Origin of the sequence: Ancylothrix sp. D3o (assembly GCF_025370775.1) — a bacterium.
Taxonomy (GTDB): Bacteria; Cyanobacteriota; Cyanobacteriia; order Cyanobacteriales; family Oscillatoriaceae; genus Ancylothrix.
In genome coordinates this window covers 877,521-895,020 of record NZ_JAMXEX010000001.1, presented here as the reverse complement: position 1 = coordinate 895,020, position 17,500 = coordinate 877,521, and the positions used below count along the sequence as shown (strand labels likewise).

Genomic DNA, 17,500 nt, shown 5'->3' with positions numbered 1-17,500 from the left:
GCTGGGGTTGGGTTAGGGGGTTAAAATCATCACCGAAAGTTACGGATACCAGATACTTTCGATTTGGTGGGAAATTTCGAGGGCTTGTTGACGCAGTTCGGACGGTTCAGAGTTGAGAAGAACAGTAACGTGGCCGAGTTTGCGACCGGGGCGGGATTCAGTTTTGCCGTACCAGTGCAGGTAGGCGTTGGGGATGTCTGCGATGCGCTGGCGTTTTTCCAGATAGGAGTTTTGGCAAGTTTCGTAACCCAAGAGATTAACCATAACGGCACCGGCACTGTTGAGAGTGGTTTGGCCGGGTGCAAGTCCGCAGACAGCCCGCAAGTGTTGCTCAAATTGGGAAGTTTCGCAGGCATCGAGGCTGAAGTGGCCGGAGTTGTGGGTGCGCGGGGCAACTTCGTTCACTAAAACTTTGCCTTGTTTGGTTAAAAATAATTCGATGCCAAAAATGCCGATGGCTTGGAGATTTTCAAGCAGGGTGCGGGCGATTTGTTCGATTTCGGTTGTTTTTTCGGCAGTGAGAGTGGCGGGGGCGATGACGCGCCGGCAGACTTGGTTTTCTTGTTGTGTTTCAACAATTGGGTAAATGGCGATTTCGCCGTTGGGGAAACGCGCCGCGATGATGGCGAGTTCTTGTTCAAAGGGAATGAATTCTTCGAGCAGAACAGAGGGACAACCCCAGCTTTTCCAGGTAGTTTCTAAATCTTGGGGGTTTTTGAGGATGATGGTGCCTTGGCCGTCGTATCCGTGCCGGCGGGCTTTCATTACTAGGGGATAGCTGAGAGGTTGTGGGGTTGTGGGGCTGTCCCAGCTTAGGAATTGCGGCACCGGCAATCCGATGTCTCGCATGAAGCATCTTTGATGATATTTGTCAAGGATTGGTTCGAGGGTGTTGAGGCTGGGACGGAAAAGGGTGCCGGTTTGGGCCAGTTGGTTGAGGGCTTCGAGGTTGACGAATTCGTTTTCAAAGGTGATGACATCGCAGAGGCCGGCTATTTGGGCTGTGGCGTTGGCGTCGTCGATGGGGGCAAAAATGCTGTTTGTGGCGATGGAGACGGCTGGATCTGTGTTTTTGGGGGTTTGGATGAAGAGTTCAATGTTGAGTTTTTGGGCGGCACCGGCCATCATCCAGGCGAGTTGTCCGCCGCCTATGATGCCAATTTTTTTGATGGGTTGTTGTTGAGAAGAGTTCACGGGTTTTTGATGGTGTGCTGGGGGATGCTTTTTTAGATTACTGTATTGGGTGGCTGTGGAAAAGTGTAATTGTGGGTAAAATTTTGGGTGATGTTGTGGTTTTAATTGTATGCCTCGTTTTTTGTTGACTTGGTTGCTAACTGCTGTTGCGCTTTTGATTACTTCGTATGTGGTGCCGGGGTTTTATGTGGCAAATTTTTCTTATGCGGCTGTGGCGGCGGTGATTTTGGGCTTGGCTAATGCAATTGTTCGGCCTGTTTTGGTGCTTTTGACTTTGCCTTTGACGATTTTGAGTTTGGGGTTGTTTTTGTTTGTGGTGAATGCGATTGTGCTTTCTTTGGTGGGGTTTTTGATGCCGAATGCTGGGTTTAGAATTGATGGGTTTTGGCCGGCTTTGTTGGGTTCGATTGTTTTGTCTGTGGTGACTGGTGTTTTGAATCGTTTGGTTTTTAAAGAGGAATAATTTTAGATGGTTGAATTCAGAACCCAGTTTTCTCGCTAAACTGGGTTTTTCTTTAAAAATAAATCTATCTTTTTGTTTATTTCATTCGGTAGAAGGCGAAGGAATTTTTTATGGTTAGAATGAGGCTAAAACAAGGATAATAAAGGTGTTTGTATGCCGAATTTTTTGATTACTTGGTTGCTTTCTGCTTGTTCTTTGGTTCTTACTGCTCAAGTGGTGCCGGGGATGCACGTTAATAGTGTGGGGTCTGCTGCTATTGCGGCGGTTGTTTTGGGGTTGGTTAATGCTTTTGTAAGGCCGCTTTTGGTGCTTTTGACTTTGCCGGTGACTTTGGTTACTTTGGGTCTGTTTTTGTTTGTTGTGAATGCGATTTCTCTTCAAATTGTTGGGGCTTTGACTCCGGGTTTTATTGTGGGTAATATTTTCTCGGCTTTGTTGGGTTCGGTTGTGCTTTCTTTTGTTTCGGGGGCTGTGAATAAGTTTGTCCAGCCGGTGCCTAATTCTCATGTAAGTGGCCGCGATTTTGATTCTTTACCGGAGTCTGGTTCTCATTCTCGTTAAGCGGTTATTCCCCTGCTTTTATGGGTGGGGGATTTGAGTTTTTTATAGTGTTTCTGATATGGCTATGGTAACGATGCCGGTTTCTGTGGGAGGCCGGTATTTTTGTTTTTGGAGTCGTAGGTTTTGCTGAGTTGGTGTTTGGTGGGGTGTTTGGCCGGCTAATATTGCTGCTGCTTCACAGATGCTTTTTGTTCCCATTGTGGTTTCTGCGATAGTTGAGGGGTTGGGTACGGGGATATTTTTTAGTTGTTCGCTGGTGAAGGTTTTTAGTTGCCAGTTGTATTTTTGGCAGAGTTCCATAAGGCAGGTTTGATTGGCTTTTTTGTCGATTGTTGCTAGGCCGGCTATGTTTTTTAGGTCTAAGTTATGTTGCTCAAAAGTTTCTTTAATGGCGCTTTCTATGACTTCTTTTGAGGTTCCGCATTTATAGCCGATTCCTACCCAAAGTTTTGACATTTGATTAGATTTATATAGGGTCTTTTTTTCACGATAAGGGGCCGGTTTAAAAAGATTACTCTGATGCTACAGATATCTTTGCAGAACCGGCACCTAGATTATCACTTAGCGCCGGCCTCCATAATTAAAATATCCGCCGCCGTCTTCTTCTTCTTCCTCTTCCTCTTCCTCTTCTTCTTCCTCTTCCTCTTCCTCTTCCTCTTCGTATTCGTCCTCAGTTTCTTCGTCTTCCTCTTCCTCCTCTTCCTCATCTTCTATGTCGAGATAGTCGGCAACGAGGGGGATTATTTCATCAAAAAATGAGCCTTCTTCTTGCCAGACTCCTTCGCTGAAATCAACATCGCTAACGGCTTTAATTGTCCAACAATCAGCGCATAATTCAGGGTGTGTCATGTAGTCGTAGGGGATGTAACAATAGCCATTATCTCCCCAATCTGTACCCCAAGAATTGCGAACTACAAACATTTTATCTTGGTCGGAATATCCCACACATAACATAGCGTGTCCGCCATCATGGGTTTCGCCAGCGAGGGGTATAGGGACGATACCGCCATTGGTGCCGGCTTGTTCAAAAGAACTGAAAAGCTGTAAGCCAAAGGCGAATGGATATCCTTCGGCTAAACAGTGTTTCATGGCGTCTAAATTGATATCTACTCTTTCGGCTTCTTCTATTAAAAATCTAGCCGCTTCATCGTAGGCGTCGCTATGGGGTTCTTCGTGTACCATTTCTGGGGTATAAGGCCAGGTTGGTTCTAAACAAGCGCCCATTTCTTGGAGAATTTGAATACAATTTCTTAAGGTTGTTCCGGTGTCTTCTGCGTGTTGTCCGTCCAGATATCGGGCGTTGTAATATATAAAAAGCCGGCTGACATCTCCGGCTGTTCCGAGGGCACGCATGGCGAGATATTCATAGGCACCGGCCATTGAGTTTGCGGTACAACTGCCTATACTACCTTGATTTTCTACAGGACTCATGTATTCTCGCAAGTCTACGCGAGGCGGTAGTTCTTCGGTGCGATACCGGCTGGCAGAATAGTGTTTATCGTTGGCATTTTCTTGATCAGGGACGTAGCCGCCGACTTTGACTTTTTTGTTGCCGTACTTGAAAAAGGAGACTTTTGGTTCGTAGCGAAAAAATGGCATATTTTTTTAGGGGTTTCTCGGATTTTGTTTAGGATCTTTTTCCCTCTGCTTTCAAAGCCTAGCAAATTTTTCTAAAGTGTCAATAGACCTTTCCAAAAAAAGCAGATCAAAGGCAGGCAAGATGCCTGCCCCACATAAATGTTTTGAGATGTCTAATAGTTTAAAACTTTTACCAATTTTCAAAAATCTTGCTACAGATAAAGCGCCCCTAACTTATTTGATTTTTCTTTGGTGGAGGAATTTTAACTTTGGATGAGGCCATCATTAAGGTTTCCTGATGTAGTTTGGTAGTAGGGTTATAAGTAAGGTTTAGCAAATTAGTTGAATTTGGCTTAAATCTAATTTTGGTAATTGAAAAAAGTGTCTAAATATGGTATTGTATTAAGTGTGAGGCGAGGTTAAACTAATGGATGCCAAAGAACTAAAATTTTTGTTGAAATTGTTGGGTTGCGAAAATTATAGAGCACCCTTGAGTCAAATTAAGCCTACCCCTAGCATGAAAGCGGAAGAACGAGATAGCATTTGCCGCAAGTTGTGGGGACGAGAGTTAGTAGAGGGTAATGAGGAAATTAAAAAATTTACGATTACTTCTACGGGGAAAGCTTTATTGAAATTAGATCCGGCTGAGTTGCCAATGTCTGATAGCGAACGGAAAGTTTTACAGGCGGCTGCTAAGGGAACAGTTAAAGATACAGAAGCCGGCATGACTGCGAAAGAAGCACAGCCGATTATTAAAACCTTAATTGAAAAGGGTTTTATTAAGCCGGTGGAGAGAAAAATTACCGAGGTTTGGATTACTAATAGAGGCAAAGAGTTTTTACGAGATGAATTCGAGTCTAGCAGTACCTCGGCAAATATCCACTTTAAAATGCTGACAGATTATCTGCGGTTTATGCGAAAATATCGCGGGGGACAAGTGGTGGCTCAAACCCAGCAACTAATTGATAAACCCAGCGATGAAGAAATTTTGCAATTGATTAAACACTTAGATCACGAACTGGGTACAGATAATTATTTGCCAATTTTTCACCTCCGGCAAAAACTCCAGCCACCTTTGTCTAGGGATGAATTAGATGAGGCGCTTTATCGTTTGAGTCGTGAAGACAAAATTGATTTTAGTTCTCTTGTTGACCCCACCCCTTACACAGCACAACAAGTAGAAGCGGGTATTCCTAAAGAAGTGGGTGGTCGCCTATTTTTTATAGTGGTTAACTAGAAAGACAATTTCAATTTTTTTTGAGTTTTTTACTAGCAGGAGTTATCGTATGCCATCTATCAACCAAATTATTTTACAGGGAGTTAATCCTTTCGATCCTACAACTTTTACTCCGGGGAATTTTTGGCAATACAATCAAGATTCATCTCTGACCATTGAATCAATTCATCAAGAAGCGATTACAGAAATTGAAGCTATACTCGATTTAGTGGATACAGACCATTCTAGCCGTACAGTCTTACTATCTGGGGAGTCGGGCTCAGGAAAAAGCTATCTTTTAGGTAGGCTGAAACGCAAACTTAATCCTAAAGCCTTTTTTGCCTATATTGGCCCTTGGCCGGACAGTGACTATATCTGGCGTCACATCCTCCGCTATACCGTTGATAGCCTAATGCAAGTGCCAGAGGGTCAGAAAGAGGGTAAGGAAGAATCTCAATTAATGTTATGGCTAAAAGGCTTATCTGCTTTCACAAAAAGCGATATTAAAAAGAGGATTTTTAACGAGCCTTTTTGGGATGCCTTAAAAAGCGACAGACAAAAATTTATCCAACACCTGAAAAGAACCTACAACAAAAAAGGAATTTATAATGCAGACTTCTTTTTTGGAGTCTTACACGATCTAACAGATCCAAACTTAGAATCCCTCGCCTATGAATGGTTACAAGGAAATGATTTAAGCGAAGAATCCCTGAAAGCTTTAAAAGTAAAAAGTTCCATAGAAACAGAAGTAGCTGCCAAGGAAATTTTGTCAAATTTAGGCAGAATTTCTGAAGAAACTCAGCCTATAGTTTTATGTTTCGATAATTTAGATAACATTCCCAAAAATCACAAGGGACTTCCAGACTTGCAAGCTTTATTTAATGTCAATACCATACTTCATAATGAGAACCTAAAAAACTTTTTGGTGATTATAAGCATCATCACTAATTATTGGATGCAACATAAAAACCACCTACAGATGTCAGATAAAGCGCGTATAAACCTGCAAATTAAATTGAGAGATATCAACTTAGCGCAAGCAGAAGAACTTTGGAAGCAGCGGCTTTTTACCCTTCACCAGGAAGCCGATCCTAAGCCAGAATCACCTATTTTTCCTTTTTCAGAAGATGCCTTAAAAATTAAATTTCCTGAAGGCAAAACTGACCCCAGAGAAACGCTGATTTTGGGTGGTCAGCTATTTGAAGCTTATAAACAAAAAATCATAAATAATTTAGGAGTAAAACCAAATGACGGAGGAGCAAAAGCAGCAAGTCAAGTTAGCCCACAACCTACAACTCACTCGTCCTCACAAAAAGCGAATCAAAATACATCTAATCAAACACCCAATGGAAGTACAACTTTAGCGGCTTTTCAACTCTTTTGGCAGGCTGAATACAAAAAAACACAGCCAAAAATAACAAAAATATCTTTGTTATCTACTCCTGAACTGCTGCGGATGTTACAACAAGCTTTATCGGCTTTAGGAATAACTAAAATTCAACCTAAACTTTTTGGAGCAACACAATTTTCAGGTTATGCCTTCAGCTATCAACTGCCAAATTCACAAGAACGCATTGGCATTGTCTGGACAGAAGACCTCAACAAGACTAATTTTTATCATGTAATGAGCGCTTGTCAAAAAGCTATTCAAGCAAAAACCTGTGAAAAACTTTACCTAATCCGCGCTGCATCGGTAGGAACACCCAATCTTAAGGGGAACCAAATTTATAGCCAAATTTTCACTGGTACTCAGCACAAACACATCACACCAATTCTAACCGACGTTCATTACTTAGCTACCAATCACACTTTAGTAAATTCTGCCTTGGAAAAGAGTTTAGTTATTGGTGGTAAAGTTATTGAGCTAGAAGAACTCAAAACTTTAATGCTTCAAAGCCAAATTTTTAATAAATTGACCTTATTAAAAGATTTGGATATTTTGAAGGGAACACCAACTCCTCCAGGCACCAACCCCCCAAATAACCCTAATACCAACCATCAAAACATCAAAGACTGGGTGTTTAATTTTATTAAAGTTCACAAGTTTTTGGGAAGACAAACCTTAATACAAAACGCCCTCAACCAGTTTCCTAAAGCCAATGAGGCTCTAATTAATCAAGTAATTGAACATTTGATACAAGAGGATGCAAATAAAATTAAAGATAAAATTATAATTTTTAACCCCAAAGAACCACCCAAAAAGCAATCAATTGTTTATATCCCTTAAGGCTAATTTCCTCTGATAGATTCCCCCTTCATTCACACCAAAAATATCTCACAATCCCCATGTTTTACCTCACCCAGCCGACGCAAATTAAAGCCGCCATCGATAAACTAGCTACCGCTAAAACTCTCTGGATGGACGTAGAAACCGCAGATTGGGCAAACCCAAACCCGCGATTATCTATCATCCAAATTTTAGCAGACTCTAAAGACACCACCGGCGAGCGAGTTTGCATTCTTGATGTCTTAGATAAACGAGATGTAATCGATTATTGTATCCAACAGATTATCATCAATCCCAACATTGAAAAAGTCTTTCATAATGCCAGTTTTGACATCCAATATCTCGGCGGAAAAACAAACGCTGAAAACATCACCTGTACCTACCGCATAGCCCAAAAAATACCCCTCGAAATCTTACAAGTTCCCAACCGGCAATTAAAAACCCTAGCGGCAGAACTCTGCAACTTTCCCCACCCAGACAAAGAAGCACAAACAAGCGATTGGGGAAAGCGACCCCTCACAGAAAAACAGCTACAATATGCCAAGATGGACACCGTTTATCTGGCACAGGTTCATCGCCGGTTACTGGAAATTAGCCCAGAATTATTAACAAACAAGCAAACACCAATGCCGAATTTTAAAACCGCACAAAACCCATCCTTAAGCCCTACAAAAATTTGTCTAGCTTTTGAATGTCCGCGCTTATTTTATCTCCATCATCATTTTAATAGCAAAGCTTTATTTATACCGCCAGAAAACCAAACCAACCTGGGAAACATCTTTCATAAAGTAGCAGAAACCTGTATTATTACTGCCAAGAAAGATCACGAATTTAAACAATTATTTAAGCCTAATTTTTCGGCAGAAAAAATAGCTGAGAGAATGCAAGATTTAATTTATGGAAAAATATTTTTCCCCAAATACCTACAGCCAGCCATAGAAAAAGAAGAGACAGAAAAAACTTTAGCACTTCATCATATTTGGCAAGGGCTCAACGAACTTATCCGCCACTGGGCGGCATTATTGATAAGAAATCGCCCCTATTGCGAAGCTGATGTTTTAATAAGCCGCACCTTTGTAAAGGAAGAATTCACCCTAGAATCTGAGCTTATTTTGCCAGATGGCAGTCAGCAGAAAATCATCGGCAAGCTGGATAGTTTAATATTTGATTTAGAAAAAAAGCGTCATTGCGTAGTAGATTATAAAACCTATCAGCCGGTAGATCCATCGGCCCAATTAGCACAAGTTGCTGTCTATAGTTATATGTTATGGAATGCAAAAAGAATGCCGGTGGATTCTGCTATTTATAGCGTTTTTCCAGAGTTTAAAGAATACCATTATAGCTGGGAAGAATTAGAACCCACATTCCACAAAATTATCCCCGACAAACTGCAACAAATGCAGGAATGGCTGAAATGGGAACCCCCCCACCCTAACCCACCACCGGCAACTCCACAACCTCACCTCTGCCAAATTTGCTCACAGCAAACAAAATGCCAAAGCTTTTTTAATACCATCGAAACCCCACCCGTCGAAACACCCCCGGATATTCAAACCCCAAAAGCTGAAAAAGCAACAGTTGATGAGCCGGTGAAACCTGCCGAACCCCCGAAATCTGAAGCTGATGTTATAGGCGAAAAATTAGTTACAACCCTTAAATCTTTTGGCCTTAATGTTGATTATTTAGGCGCCATAATTGGGCCGACGTTTATTCGGGTTAAAATCAAACCCCATCTCGGAGTCAAAGTAGTTTCTATTATGAATAAATCTCCCGATTTTCAAGTGCAAATGGATATTTCTGCACCCCCTTTAATGACAACTCAATCTGGCCATATCAGCATAGATTTACCCAGAGAAGACCGGCAAATAGCCGCTTTTAACGACTATATTCAACCGCAAACAAACCCAAGCGATGCGCCGGTTAAAATCGCCATAGGCATCGACTTAAATAGCAAACTCATTGAAGCAGATTTATCTGACCCAAATACCTGTCATTTTTTAGTAGGAGGAACCACCGGCAGCGGTAAAAGTGAATTTCTCCGAGCGCTTCTTCTCAGCCTTATTTATCGTCACCCACCCGAACATCTAAAAATTGCCCTCGTTGACCCCAAACTCGTCACATTTCCCGAATTTAAAAACATCCCTTGGCTTTATTCTCCCACCGTAAAAGACAGCGAAAGAGCTATCGAATTAATGGAAGAACTTGTCAGCGAAATGCAATCTCGCTATCAGAAATTTGATAAAGCCGGTTGTCCTGATATAGCAGCTTATAACAGCAAATCTGGCAATTTTTTACCTCGCATTGTTTGTATTTTTGATGAATATGCAGATTTTATGGCAGAAAAAGAAACTTGTAAACAACTAGAACAAAGCATCAAGAGACTTGGGGCAATGGCAAGGGCTGCGGGCATACATTTAATCATCGCAACTCAACGCCCAGACGCTAAAGTAGTCACCCCCCTTATCCGCTCAAATTTACCCGGAAGAGTTGCCCTCAGAACTGCCAGTGAAGCCGACTCAAAAATCATCCTCGGTGGCTCTGAAAATTCAGCAGCTTATCTGTTAGGCAAAGGTGATTTACTCTATCAAGTCGGCGGCAAATTGCAACGCTTACAAAGCTTATTTGCTAACTCCATCACAATTCCATAAAAACAAAAAAAATAGCCTTATCGGTAAAAAAACAGACGTTCCAGCCTACAGACGTTCCAGCCTACAGACGTTCCAGCGGAACGTCTCTACGGCGTTCATCTGCGTTCATCTGCGTTCATCTGCGGTTAAAAAAGATCCCATCGAACATCGGCTCTAATATTATATTTTTTTGTGAACCTTGGTTTAAGATGAAATCAAAACCGGCAGAATAAAAGCCATAAAAATTCCTGCCAAGACGATGATTTCTGATATTACGAGATAGGGGTTATTTTTCATAATTTACCAGGGGTAGTTGTTGCTTATAATTTTTATAGATTCTCTAGTTGGCTGTGGTATTTATAAGTGAGGCCGGTGTAGCCACTTTTTAATTTTTTCGGGCCATGTTTTAGGCGAGTCTTTTTCGCGGATATTCGTATCAAAAATCGAGAGCAATAAGGGAGCACCGCCAACTTTAGCACTCATTAATAAATGCAGCGCGAAACTAATTACTAAAACTATCCAAGCTGCGATATGTAAAAGATACCAAGTTTGATTTAAGTCTCCGTTTGGTAGCCATTTTTCTTGCATCATTCTGCCGGTGATGACGGCAAATGTTGCGGCAAATAACATAGCCGTGTTAGTGATGCGTTGCAAACTGTACCACCAAGAAGGTTTGCCTATTTGGGAGAGGTTTTTAAACGAGTCTGTTTGAATGAGCCGTTTTTGACCGGCATGAAAACTATAAATTGCAAAAACCGGCAATATTAACAAAAAAAATAACCCGAAAGTTCCGTGCATTCCAATACTATTGGGAATTTTTGGCAGGGGAAGTTTAACGAGCCGGCCATCATAGGTGTTGTACACTACAAATGACGTGATAATTGCCAGCAAGGCTAACAAAGCGGTGGCATTGTGAAGAATTCTAAATAACAGAGGTTGGTAGGGTTTTGATGAAGCCATAGTTTTTGTTCTTTCATCTATATAAGGAATGAGTCATCAAATAATTTTAACTCGCAGGTTGCGGTTTGTGAAGCGAGGGCAGGAAAAAAGACAAGCGGTAGTTTTATTGATGGATGATTGTTTCAGTTTGGCTTGGTGTAAAGTAAACTAGGAGGATATAGGGGTTTGCCGTTGGCTCAAGTATAGCACTTATGTTGTAAAAAGCCTGTTTCGATAAAGTTAGTGGGTTTGTAGTGTACCAACTTCTATGAAAAACGCTATATTTATTAGAGTCATAACTCGCAGCTTATTTCAGATTTTTCTCATAAATTTAAGAGTGGATGGCTATTTTTTTGGGGAGAATAGAAGGGGTGGAAGGGTAAAAAAGGTGTCATTTCAGCCAATAACATTATGACTAAAAGTTCCGAACAAAAACCGGCGGGTTTATCTAAAGGAATTGCCACAGGATTGAAACTTTGGCTTTATTTTTTAATTGGGTTTCTCGTGGTGAAATATCCAATTCGCTTAAGTATTTTGATGAGTTTATTGGCGGGGATAGCCGGTGGATTGATCAATGAGTGGTGGCAAACCGAAGATCCTGATGCGGATGAAGATAGGGAAGTTGCGCCGCAAAAGAAACTGATAGAAACGTCACAGTTGCGAACAGAAAAGCAGCTAATAAAACGCCAACGTTATAATGCAGCAAGAAAAAGTCGGCGTCGGGGAGATAAACGGAACTAGCAAACAATTTAATAAACAACCAAAACAGACAAATAGGTTATTTAAAAAGAGCCGGTTCTGCATAGTTTTGGATCACCGGCAACTCAATAATAAACTCTGTTCCTTCGCCCAAAGTTGAGAGACATTTCAAATTACCTTTATGTTTATCTACGACAATTTGATAGCTAATTGATAAACCTAAACCAGTGCCCGAACCAACGGGTTTTGTGGTAAAAAATGGGTCAAAAATTCGAGCCATTACCTCCTTTCTCATGCCGGAACCGTTATCAGAAATACTAATTTTTACTTGCTGATCTTCAAGCAGTGTAGTAGAAATTGTAATAATAGGAATAATCGGCCTAGAAGAAGCACTTTTTGTATCCATTTGCTTTTGAGGTGGCCGCATTTCTAAAGCATCAATTGCATTGGCAATGATATTCATAAAAACTTGATTTAGCTGGCCGACAAAGCATTCTACTGGAGGTAAATCTCCATATTCTTTAATCACTTTAATTTCTGGTTTATCGCCTTTAGCTTTTAAGCGATTTTGCAAAATTAACAAAGTGCTATCAATTCCCTCGTGAAGATTAACGGCTTTCATTTGCGCCTCATCCAAGCGTGAAAAATTCCGCAAAGAAAGAACAATCTGCCGAATGCGATCTGCTCCCAACTTCATAGAAGCTAAAAGTTTTGGTAAATCTTGCTCCAAAAACTCTAAATCAATCGCTTCTATTTCTTCAGCTATCGACTGTGTTGGAGAATATTCTTCTCGATAAAGCTTCAGTAAATTTAACAAATCTTGGATATATTGCATTGCCGGATCGACATTGCCATAAATAAAACTCACCGGGTTATTAATTTCGTGAGCAATTCCTGCTACCATTTGCCCCAAAGAAGACATTTTTTCTGTTTGAATTAACTGTGCCTGAGTTTGTTGTAATGCCTTCATCGCTTCTTGCAGTTGTTGCGCTTGTTCTTTGGCAGCGCGAGCCGCTTCTGTGGCGTGGTTATAAAGTTCTGCTTGACTAATAGCGATAGAAAGTTGGTCACTAATAGAGCGCAACAAAGCTAATTCTGTATCACGCCAAGGTCTTACAGCCGTGTGGTGACCGCAACTCAATAAACCAATTTCCCCGCTCTTAGTTTGAATCGGCAAAATAATGAGTGAATTGTACCCCCACATCGAGCCAAGAAGTTGCAAAATTGGCTCTGAAATTTTGCTAAAATCATCAACGCGAATAATCTCAAGGTTCAACAATTTAGTAATATAAACATTTTCTGGATCAACGGCATAGTGACCGATATAGCTTGGTAAAATTGGATTGCGAGCTTCTTGAGCAACTTCCCAATAAGGTGAACCGGCTACAAACGGTGCTGGGGTTCCAGACATCACCGAAATAGGATTTATTGGCTCATAGGTTTGAACACCGGCACTGTATTGGCGATACCAAATAAATAAGCACCGATCAACTTGTAATAAATTACGAATTTCGCGGACAGCGGTATCAAGAATTGTGTCAAGTTCAAGAGAGTTACGAATTTGACCGGCAAGTTTGTTGAGCAAAGCTTCGCGTTTGGCAAGATGTTTAAATCGTGCTTCTGAAGAGCGCACAAGTGCTTCGGCGGCTTTGCGTGCAGTAATGTCTGAGGCGATGCCATCCATGCGAATTGGTTTACCATTTGCATCGTACACGAGACGAGACTGAGAGCGCAACCAACGCACCTCAGAGTCAGAACGTAGAATACGATACTCAAACTCAACAAAGCCGTTTTTAAAAAGTTTTTGAGTAGCTTTTTCGACATTTTCGCGGTCTTGGGGGTGAACGATAGTTGACCACAGATCAGGCTTATTAAAGAAATCTGAAATCGCGCAGCCATAGATTTTTTCAGCGGCGGGACTGATGTAAAGTGTGGCAAAATTTCCGGTGTCAATTGACCAAACAACATCATCAAGAGAGTTAAGAATACTGTTGAGTCTTTCTTCACTTTGCCGCAGCGCCTCGGTGACAACTTGACGTTCGGCGATTTCTTTTTGTAAACGTTTGTTGGTTTGTTTAATAGCTTTTGTTCGTTCTTGAACCCGCAATTCTAACTCTTCGTTGGCTTTTTGTAAGGCTTGTTCTGCATTTTTGCGTTCGGTGATGTCTCTAGCAATGCCATCAATACGCAGTGGTGTACCATCGGATGCTTGAATCAGTTTACCTCGGTCTTGCAGCCAGCGGATTTCTCCGTTAGGTCTAATAATTCGATATTGAATTTCTTGGCTGCCGGTTGCTAACACGGCTTGGGAAATTTGCTTAAATTTTTCCTGGTCTTCTGGATGAATAATTTCTACCCACAACTTTGAGTTATTAAAAAAGTCTGATACGGGCCGGCCATAAACTCGTTCAGTGGCAGGATTTAAGTAAAGAATTTGGCGATTTTTGGCATCAATTGACCAAACTACATCAGTGAGAGAGTTTAAGATACCTTCGAGGCTTTCTTCTGATTCGCGTAAGGCTTGTTCAATGCGTTTTCTTTCGCTGATGTCGGTGGTGATAATGGTGATGGCGGCGACTTCTCCATTTTTGAAAATCGGGCCGATGCGGTTTGCATACCAAGCGGGGGTACCATCAAAGCTAAAACCGGCAATTTCATTGTATTGCGGTTCGCCGGTGGCAAATACAATTTCGATAGATTGTTGTAAATGTTGCCGTTCTTCAACTTTTACCCAGTCATAAATGCTGCTACCAATAACTGGTTTGCTGGGTAATTCTGGCACGGGCCGGTTGATAAATTGAATTGTCCCCTCTCTGTCCGCAGTTAATATAATATCCGGGGCATTTTCCACCAGCGAACGCCATTTTGCCTCGGATTCTTGCATGGCTGTTTCGGCTCGTTTGCGGTCGCTGATGTCTTGTGCTAAACAGACAAAACCTTCGATATTCCCCCGCTGATCTCTAATCACGGATGCTGAAAAATAAACAGGTATGTGACGGTTATTTTTAGCGAGTAAGCTAGTTTCTTTTCTGCCCAAAAAGCTGTTGTTTTGGGTAAATTCATCATCTTCTAAATCTTGGAGAAATTGATCATCACCAAACAAAATTTGCACCGGTTTTCCCAGTAAGTCGTCTTCCTTCTCACACCCTAACATTAAAAAAGTTGCCAAATTAAACGTCTTAATTGTTTTGTCCGGGTGCAGAATAATTAAGGCATCAATCATTGACCGCAAAATGTTATCGACATAAAACTGAGAAAGAGCTTTTTGAGATAAATTCTCTGCCATTTGCTTAAAAGCATCGGCTAACATTGCGATTTCATCGTTTTGATGTTCTAAATTTATCCTCAATACCTGATTTGTTTGATCTAAATTGGCGGCTGATTGTTGAATTCCGAGAAGTGGATTAACAATTCTTTTGCTGAGAAATAAGGCCACACCTCCACACATAGCTATCAAAATAATTACTGAAATAGAGTTAATAGCAATTGCTTGATGGGCGTGGTTTTGAAGAGCTTTTTGTTGTTGGGTTAAAGCGGCTATTTCCTCCCCCAGTGCTTGCTCTATTCCTTCTAATAATCTTGCTTCGCTAATTTGTAATTGTTCTTTCTTAAAATCCAAATTTAGCCCTTTTTTTTGCGATGGCTTCAAATTAACTACTTGTTGAAGTAAAAGCAAATAATTCCGTCTTGATAACTCTATCTGTTCAAATTTCTTTATATCTTCGGGGCTGTCAGCCAATTTTTGTAAAATCTTTAAAGAAGACTGTAAACTTTTATTATATCTTTCAATTTTTTGAATATCAAAAGCCGAACCTTGCGTACCGGAAAATTTTTCTGATTCCAGCTTAATTAAAGCATACCTATAAGCCTCTACCGAGAGTTGCACGGAGGTTGCTTTGAGTTCCTCCAAGGCGGCAATTTTAGGAAGATTCGAGCTAGAAACGCGGGCCAGCTTTTCCGAAAACTTAAAGTTATTTAAAATATTGATATTGCTGCTAACAATTGCAAAAATAGCAAAACTGCCAAAACTTAAAATTAATTTATTTTGAATTTTCATATATTTTTGGGAGCCGGAACTTATCAAGCATAGAGAAAAGAAAACTCAAGGCAAATTTAGGAAATTTTGGAGATAAAGGCAGTTAGACAAAAGAGGTGAACCTTTGCTGTAAGATGCCCTTCCCTGCAATAAAAATCGAAGGATTAGCTATAGAGACATTATAATAGCTTTGGTAAAAGCAGGAGATTTGAAATCGGCCTTAACCAAGTTTAGCCAATATTTTACTGTGCTACGCTATGGAGAAATATATACCTCTTAGACTGCTAGATTAACAAATGTTTCTGTTTCTGTCGAAACTGCTGCCGATTTTTATCTACCCCCTGGGGCTTGCCTGTTTACTGCTCTTATTTGCGTTCATCACTTTTTGGAAAAAACCCCGTCTTGCTGCCATCTCCATTGCTTTATCACTGACTATCTTACTCCTGACGAGCAACAGATGGGTTTCTCTAGGCTTAGTGCGTTCCCTGGAATGGCAAAATCTCCCTCAAACCGAACTGCCTGAAGCTGATGCTATCGTTGTTTTAGGTGGCTCCGTCAAACCGGCCTCTCCGCCTCGTCCTTGGGTAGATGTCTCAGAAGCAGGAGATCGCATTCTCTGGGGTGCCCAACTTTATAAACAAGGCAAAGCACCTTTTTTAATTCTCAGCGGTGGTAGAATCGATTGGAAAGGTGGCGGGCAACCGGAATCACAAGACATGGCAGAAATTGCAAAAGCAATGGGTGTTCCCCCTTCGGTTATCCTCCAAGATAAAACCTCTCTCAACACCTATGAAAATGCCGTCAATGTCCGAAAAGTTCTCGACTCAAATGGCATTCGCCGGCGCGTTTTACTCGTAACTTCGGCAATTCATACCCCCCGTTCTTTATTAATATTTAAACGTCAAGGTATCGAAGCAATTGCCGCACCCACAGATTTTATAGTCAGTCAACAAGACATCCAAGAATTACAAAGCACTCCCCAATCAACCCTTCTCAATCTTCTTCCCGACGCCCAAAACCTCAGCGACACCACCCAAGCTTTAAAAGAATATATTGGCATGATTGTCTATCGTTTAAAAGGATGGATTTAGAGGTTTGAAAACTCAGGTTTTTATAATTTGGAATTGGGCCATAAAAAAAGCACTCAAACAAGCCCGTCAAAAACCGCATCTCTAAATTCTTGGTATGTAGTTGAGCTTTAGCAGCAAAGCGCCATTACATACCAGAAAACTTACCAACAACCTACTGAGCGATCTGAAGGTTTCAATATCTACTTATATATTTTTATCAAATTGCCGGCCCAAGGGTGGGGACTTCTGAAAAACCTCGCTAAAATTGAAGATAAAGGCAAACCGCACCGGCCCAAACCAACCATAAAAACCCATGTCTTTTAACGAATTTCGCTCAATTCTTCCCGCCCCCCAACCAGAAATAGAAACCCTCGAAGCACATCAAGTTGCCAGAGATTTTTATCGAGAAATAGAATACCGGCAAGACTTTAAAAACTACTGCCAATGGTATTATGAAACCGCTCAACGTCATCGAGACGAACTGCAAAAAATGCGGAACGACTTTAACATTTTTGGGTGGTTTCTACGCGGACGGAGATAGAAGACAGGTGATTGGTAATTGGCAAGAAATGAATAATTTCCTTTTCACCAATAACCAATGACCAATAAATGTTGAGAAAAAAACCCAACCGCTAAACTAGCTCTAGCTCTGATTCTTTCAAATGAGCTTTAAATTTCTTGCTAAATTGCACCAAAACCGGCAAATTAGCACTAACAGGCCGGCCTTCCCATTCTTTAACAATCTTAGCAACGTCACCTTCTTGACCCTTCATATCAAAGGGTTGATTACGATGTTCAGGATGGTGGTAAACAATAACAGACTCTTTAACCCGAACGCGAGCGCCAATGTTCATAAGTCCAGACCTAAAATTCCCCTCTCTAAAAACCAG

At 41.2% G+C, this 17,500-nt stretch carries 14 protein-coding genes; 8 read left to right on the top strand and 6 right to left on the bottom strand.

Translation table 11 applies throughout. From position 1 onward, the window contains the following. Positions 1-39: 39 nt before the first annotated feature. Positions 40-1,194 carry a 5-(carboxyamino)imidazole ribonucleotide synthase gene (locus tag NG798_RS03755; RefSeq protein WP_261220441.1) on the bottom strand — a complete coding sequence of 385 codons (1,155 nt, stop codon included), beginning with the start codon at positions 1,192-1,194 and terminating at the stop codon, positions 40-42. A 109-nt stretch (positions 1,195-1,303) separates the two neighbouring features. Here NG798_RS03755 and NG798_RS03750 point away from each other — a divergent pair, with 109 nt between their 5' ends. Together NG798_RS03750 and NG798_RS03745 are read left to right on the top strand one after the other, a co-directional pair. Continuing rightward, positions 1,304-1,657: a phage holin family protein gene (locus NG798_RS03750; protein WP_261220440.1), complete on the top strand. Its 354-nt coding sequence runs from the start codon at positions 1,304-1,306 to the stop codon at positions 1,655-1,657. 153 nt (positions 1,658-1,810) lie between these two features. Further along, complete coding sequence (locus NG798_RS03745) at positions 1,811-2,218, top strand: phage holin family protein (RefSeq protein ID WP_261220439.1); 408 nt, start codon at positions 1,811-1,813, stop codon at positions 2,216-2,218. 42 nt (positions 2,219-2,260) lie between these two features. On the opposite strand, the gene NG798_RS03740 is transcribed toward NG798_RS03745, so the two are convergent. Together NG798_RS03740 and NG798_RS03735 are read right to left on the bottom strand one after the other, a co-directional pair. Continuing rightward, positions 2,261-2,674, bottom strand: coding sequence for a cobalamin biosynthesis protein (locus tag NG798_RS03740; protein ID WP_261220438.1), 414 nt, complete (start codon positions 2,672-2,674; stop codon positions 2,261-2,263). Between the two features lie 105 nt (positions 2,675-2,779). Beyond that, on the bottom strand, positions 2,780-3,817 hold the full coding sequence (locus tag NG798_RS03735; protein ID WP_261220437.1) for a C1 family peptidase: 1,038 nt from the start codon (positions 3,815-3,817) through the stop codon (positions 2,780-2,782). A gap of 406 nt (positions 3,818-4,223) precedes the next feature. On the opposite strand from NG798_RS03735, the gene NG798_RS03730 reads away from it, so the two are divergent. The 3 genes from NG798_RS03730 to NG798_RS03720 are packed head-to-tail and all read left to right on the top strand — an operon-like array spanning position 4,224 to position 9,887. After that, on the top strand, positions 4,224-5,033 hold the full coding sequence (locus NG798_RS03730; RefSeq protein WP_261220436.1) for a hypothetical protein: 810 nt from the start codon (positions 4,224-4,226) through the stop codon (positions 5,031-5,033). 49 nt (positions 5,034-5,082) lie between these two features. Next, entirely contained in the window at positions 5,083-7,239 is a 2,157-nt protein-coding gene (locus NG798_RS03725) for an ATP-binding protein (RefSeq protein WP_261220435.1), read from the top strand. Between the two features lie 59 nt (positions 7,240-7,298). Continuing rightward, positions 7,299-9,887: a DNA translocase FtsK gene (locus tag NG798_RS03720; RefSeq protein ID WP_261220434.1), complete on the top strand. Its 2,589-nt coding sequence runs from the start codon at positions 7,299-7,301 to the stop codon at positions 9,885-9,887. A 336-nt stretch (positions 9,888-10,223) separates the two neighbouring features. Here the strand turns inward: NG798_RS03720 and NG798_RS03715 are convergent, their stop codons facing one another. Continuing rightward, a complete protein-coding gene (locus NG798_RS03715) occupies positions 10,224-10,826 on the bottom strand; it encodes a cytochrome b/b6 domain-containing protein (RefSeq protein WP_261220433.1) in 603 nt (200 codons plus the stop codon). A gap of 390 nt (positions 10,827-11,216) precedes the next feature. Here NG798_RS03715 and NG798_RS03710 point away from each other — a divergent pair, with 390 nt between their 5' ends. Next, positions 11,217-11,546 (top strand): hypothetical protein, encoded by a 330-nt coding sequence (locus NG798_RS03710; protein ID WP_261220432.1) that lies wholly within the window; start codon positions 11,217-11,219, stop codon positions 11,544-11,546. A 37-nt stretch (positions 11,547-11,583) separates the two neighbouring features. Here NG798_RS03710 and NG798_RS03705 read toward each other — a convergent pair whose 3' ends face one another. Continuing rightward, entirely contained in the window at positions 11,584-15,561 is a 3,978-nt protein-coding gene (locus NG798_RS03705; RefSeq protein WP_261220431.1) for a PAS domain S-box protein, read from the bottom strand. A 275-nt stretch (positions 15,562-15,836) separates the two neighbouring features. Between NG798_RS03705 and NG798_RS03700 the strand changes: the two genes are divergently transcribed. Both NG798_RS03700 and NG798_RS03695 read left to right on the top strand, forming a co-directional pair. Beyond that, positions 15,837-16,631, top strand: coding sequence for a YdcF family protein (locus tag NG798_RS03700; RefSeq protein ID WP_261220430.1), 795 nt, complete (start codon positions 15,837-15,839; stop codon positions 16,629-16,631). Between the two features lie 292 nt (positions 16,632-16,923). Beyond that, positions 16,924-17,151 (top strand): hypothetical protein, encoded by a 228-nt coding sequence (locus tag NG798_RS03695; protein WP_261220428.1) that lies wholly within the window; start codon positions 16,924-16,926, stop codon positions 17,149-17,151. A gap of 91 nt (positions 17,152-17,242) precedes the next feature. On the opposite strand, the gene NG798_RS03690 is transcribed toward NG798_RS03695, so the two are convergent. After that, the gene (locus NG798_RS03690; RefSeq protein WP_261220427.1) at positions 17,243-17,464 is read right to left on the bottom strand and encodes a ferredoxin-thioredoxin reductase variable chain; all 222 of its coding nucleotides are present in this window, start codon (positions 17,462-17,464) and stop codon (positions 17,243-17,245) included. Between the last annotated feature and the right edge of the window lie 36 nt (positions 17,465-17,500).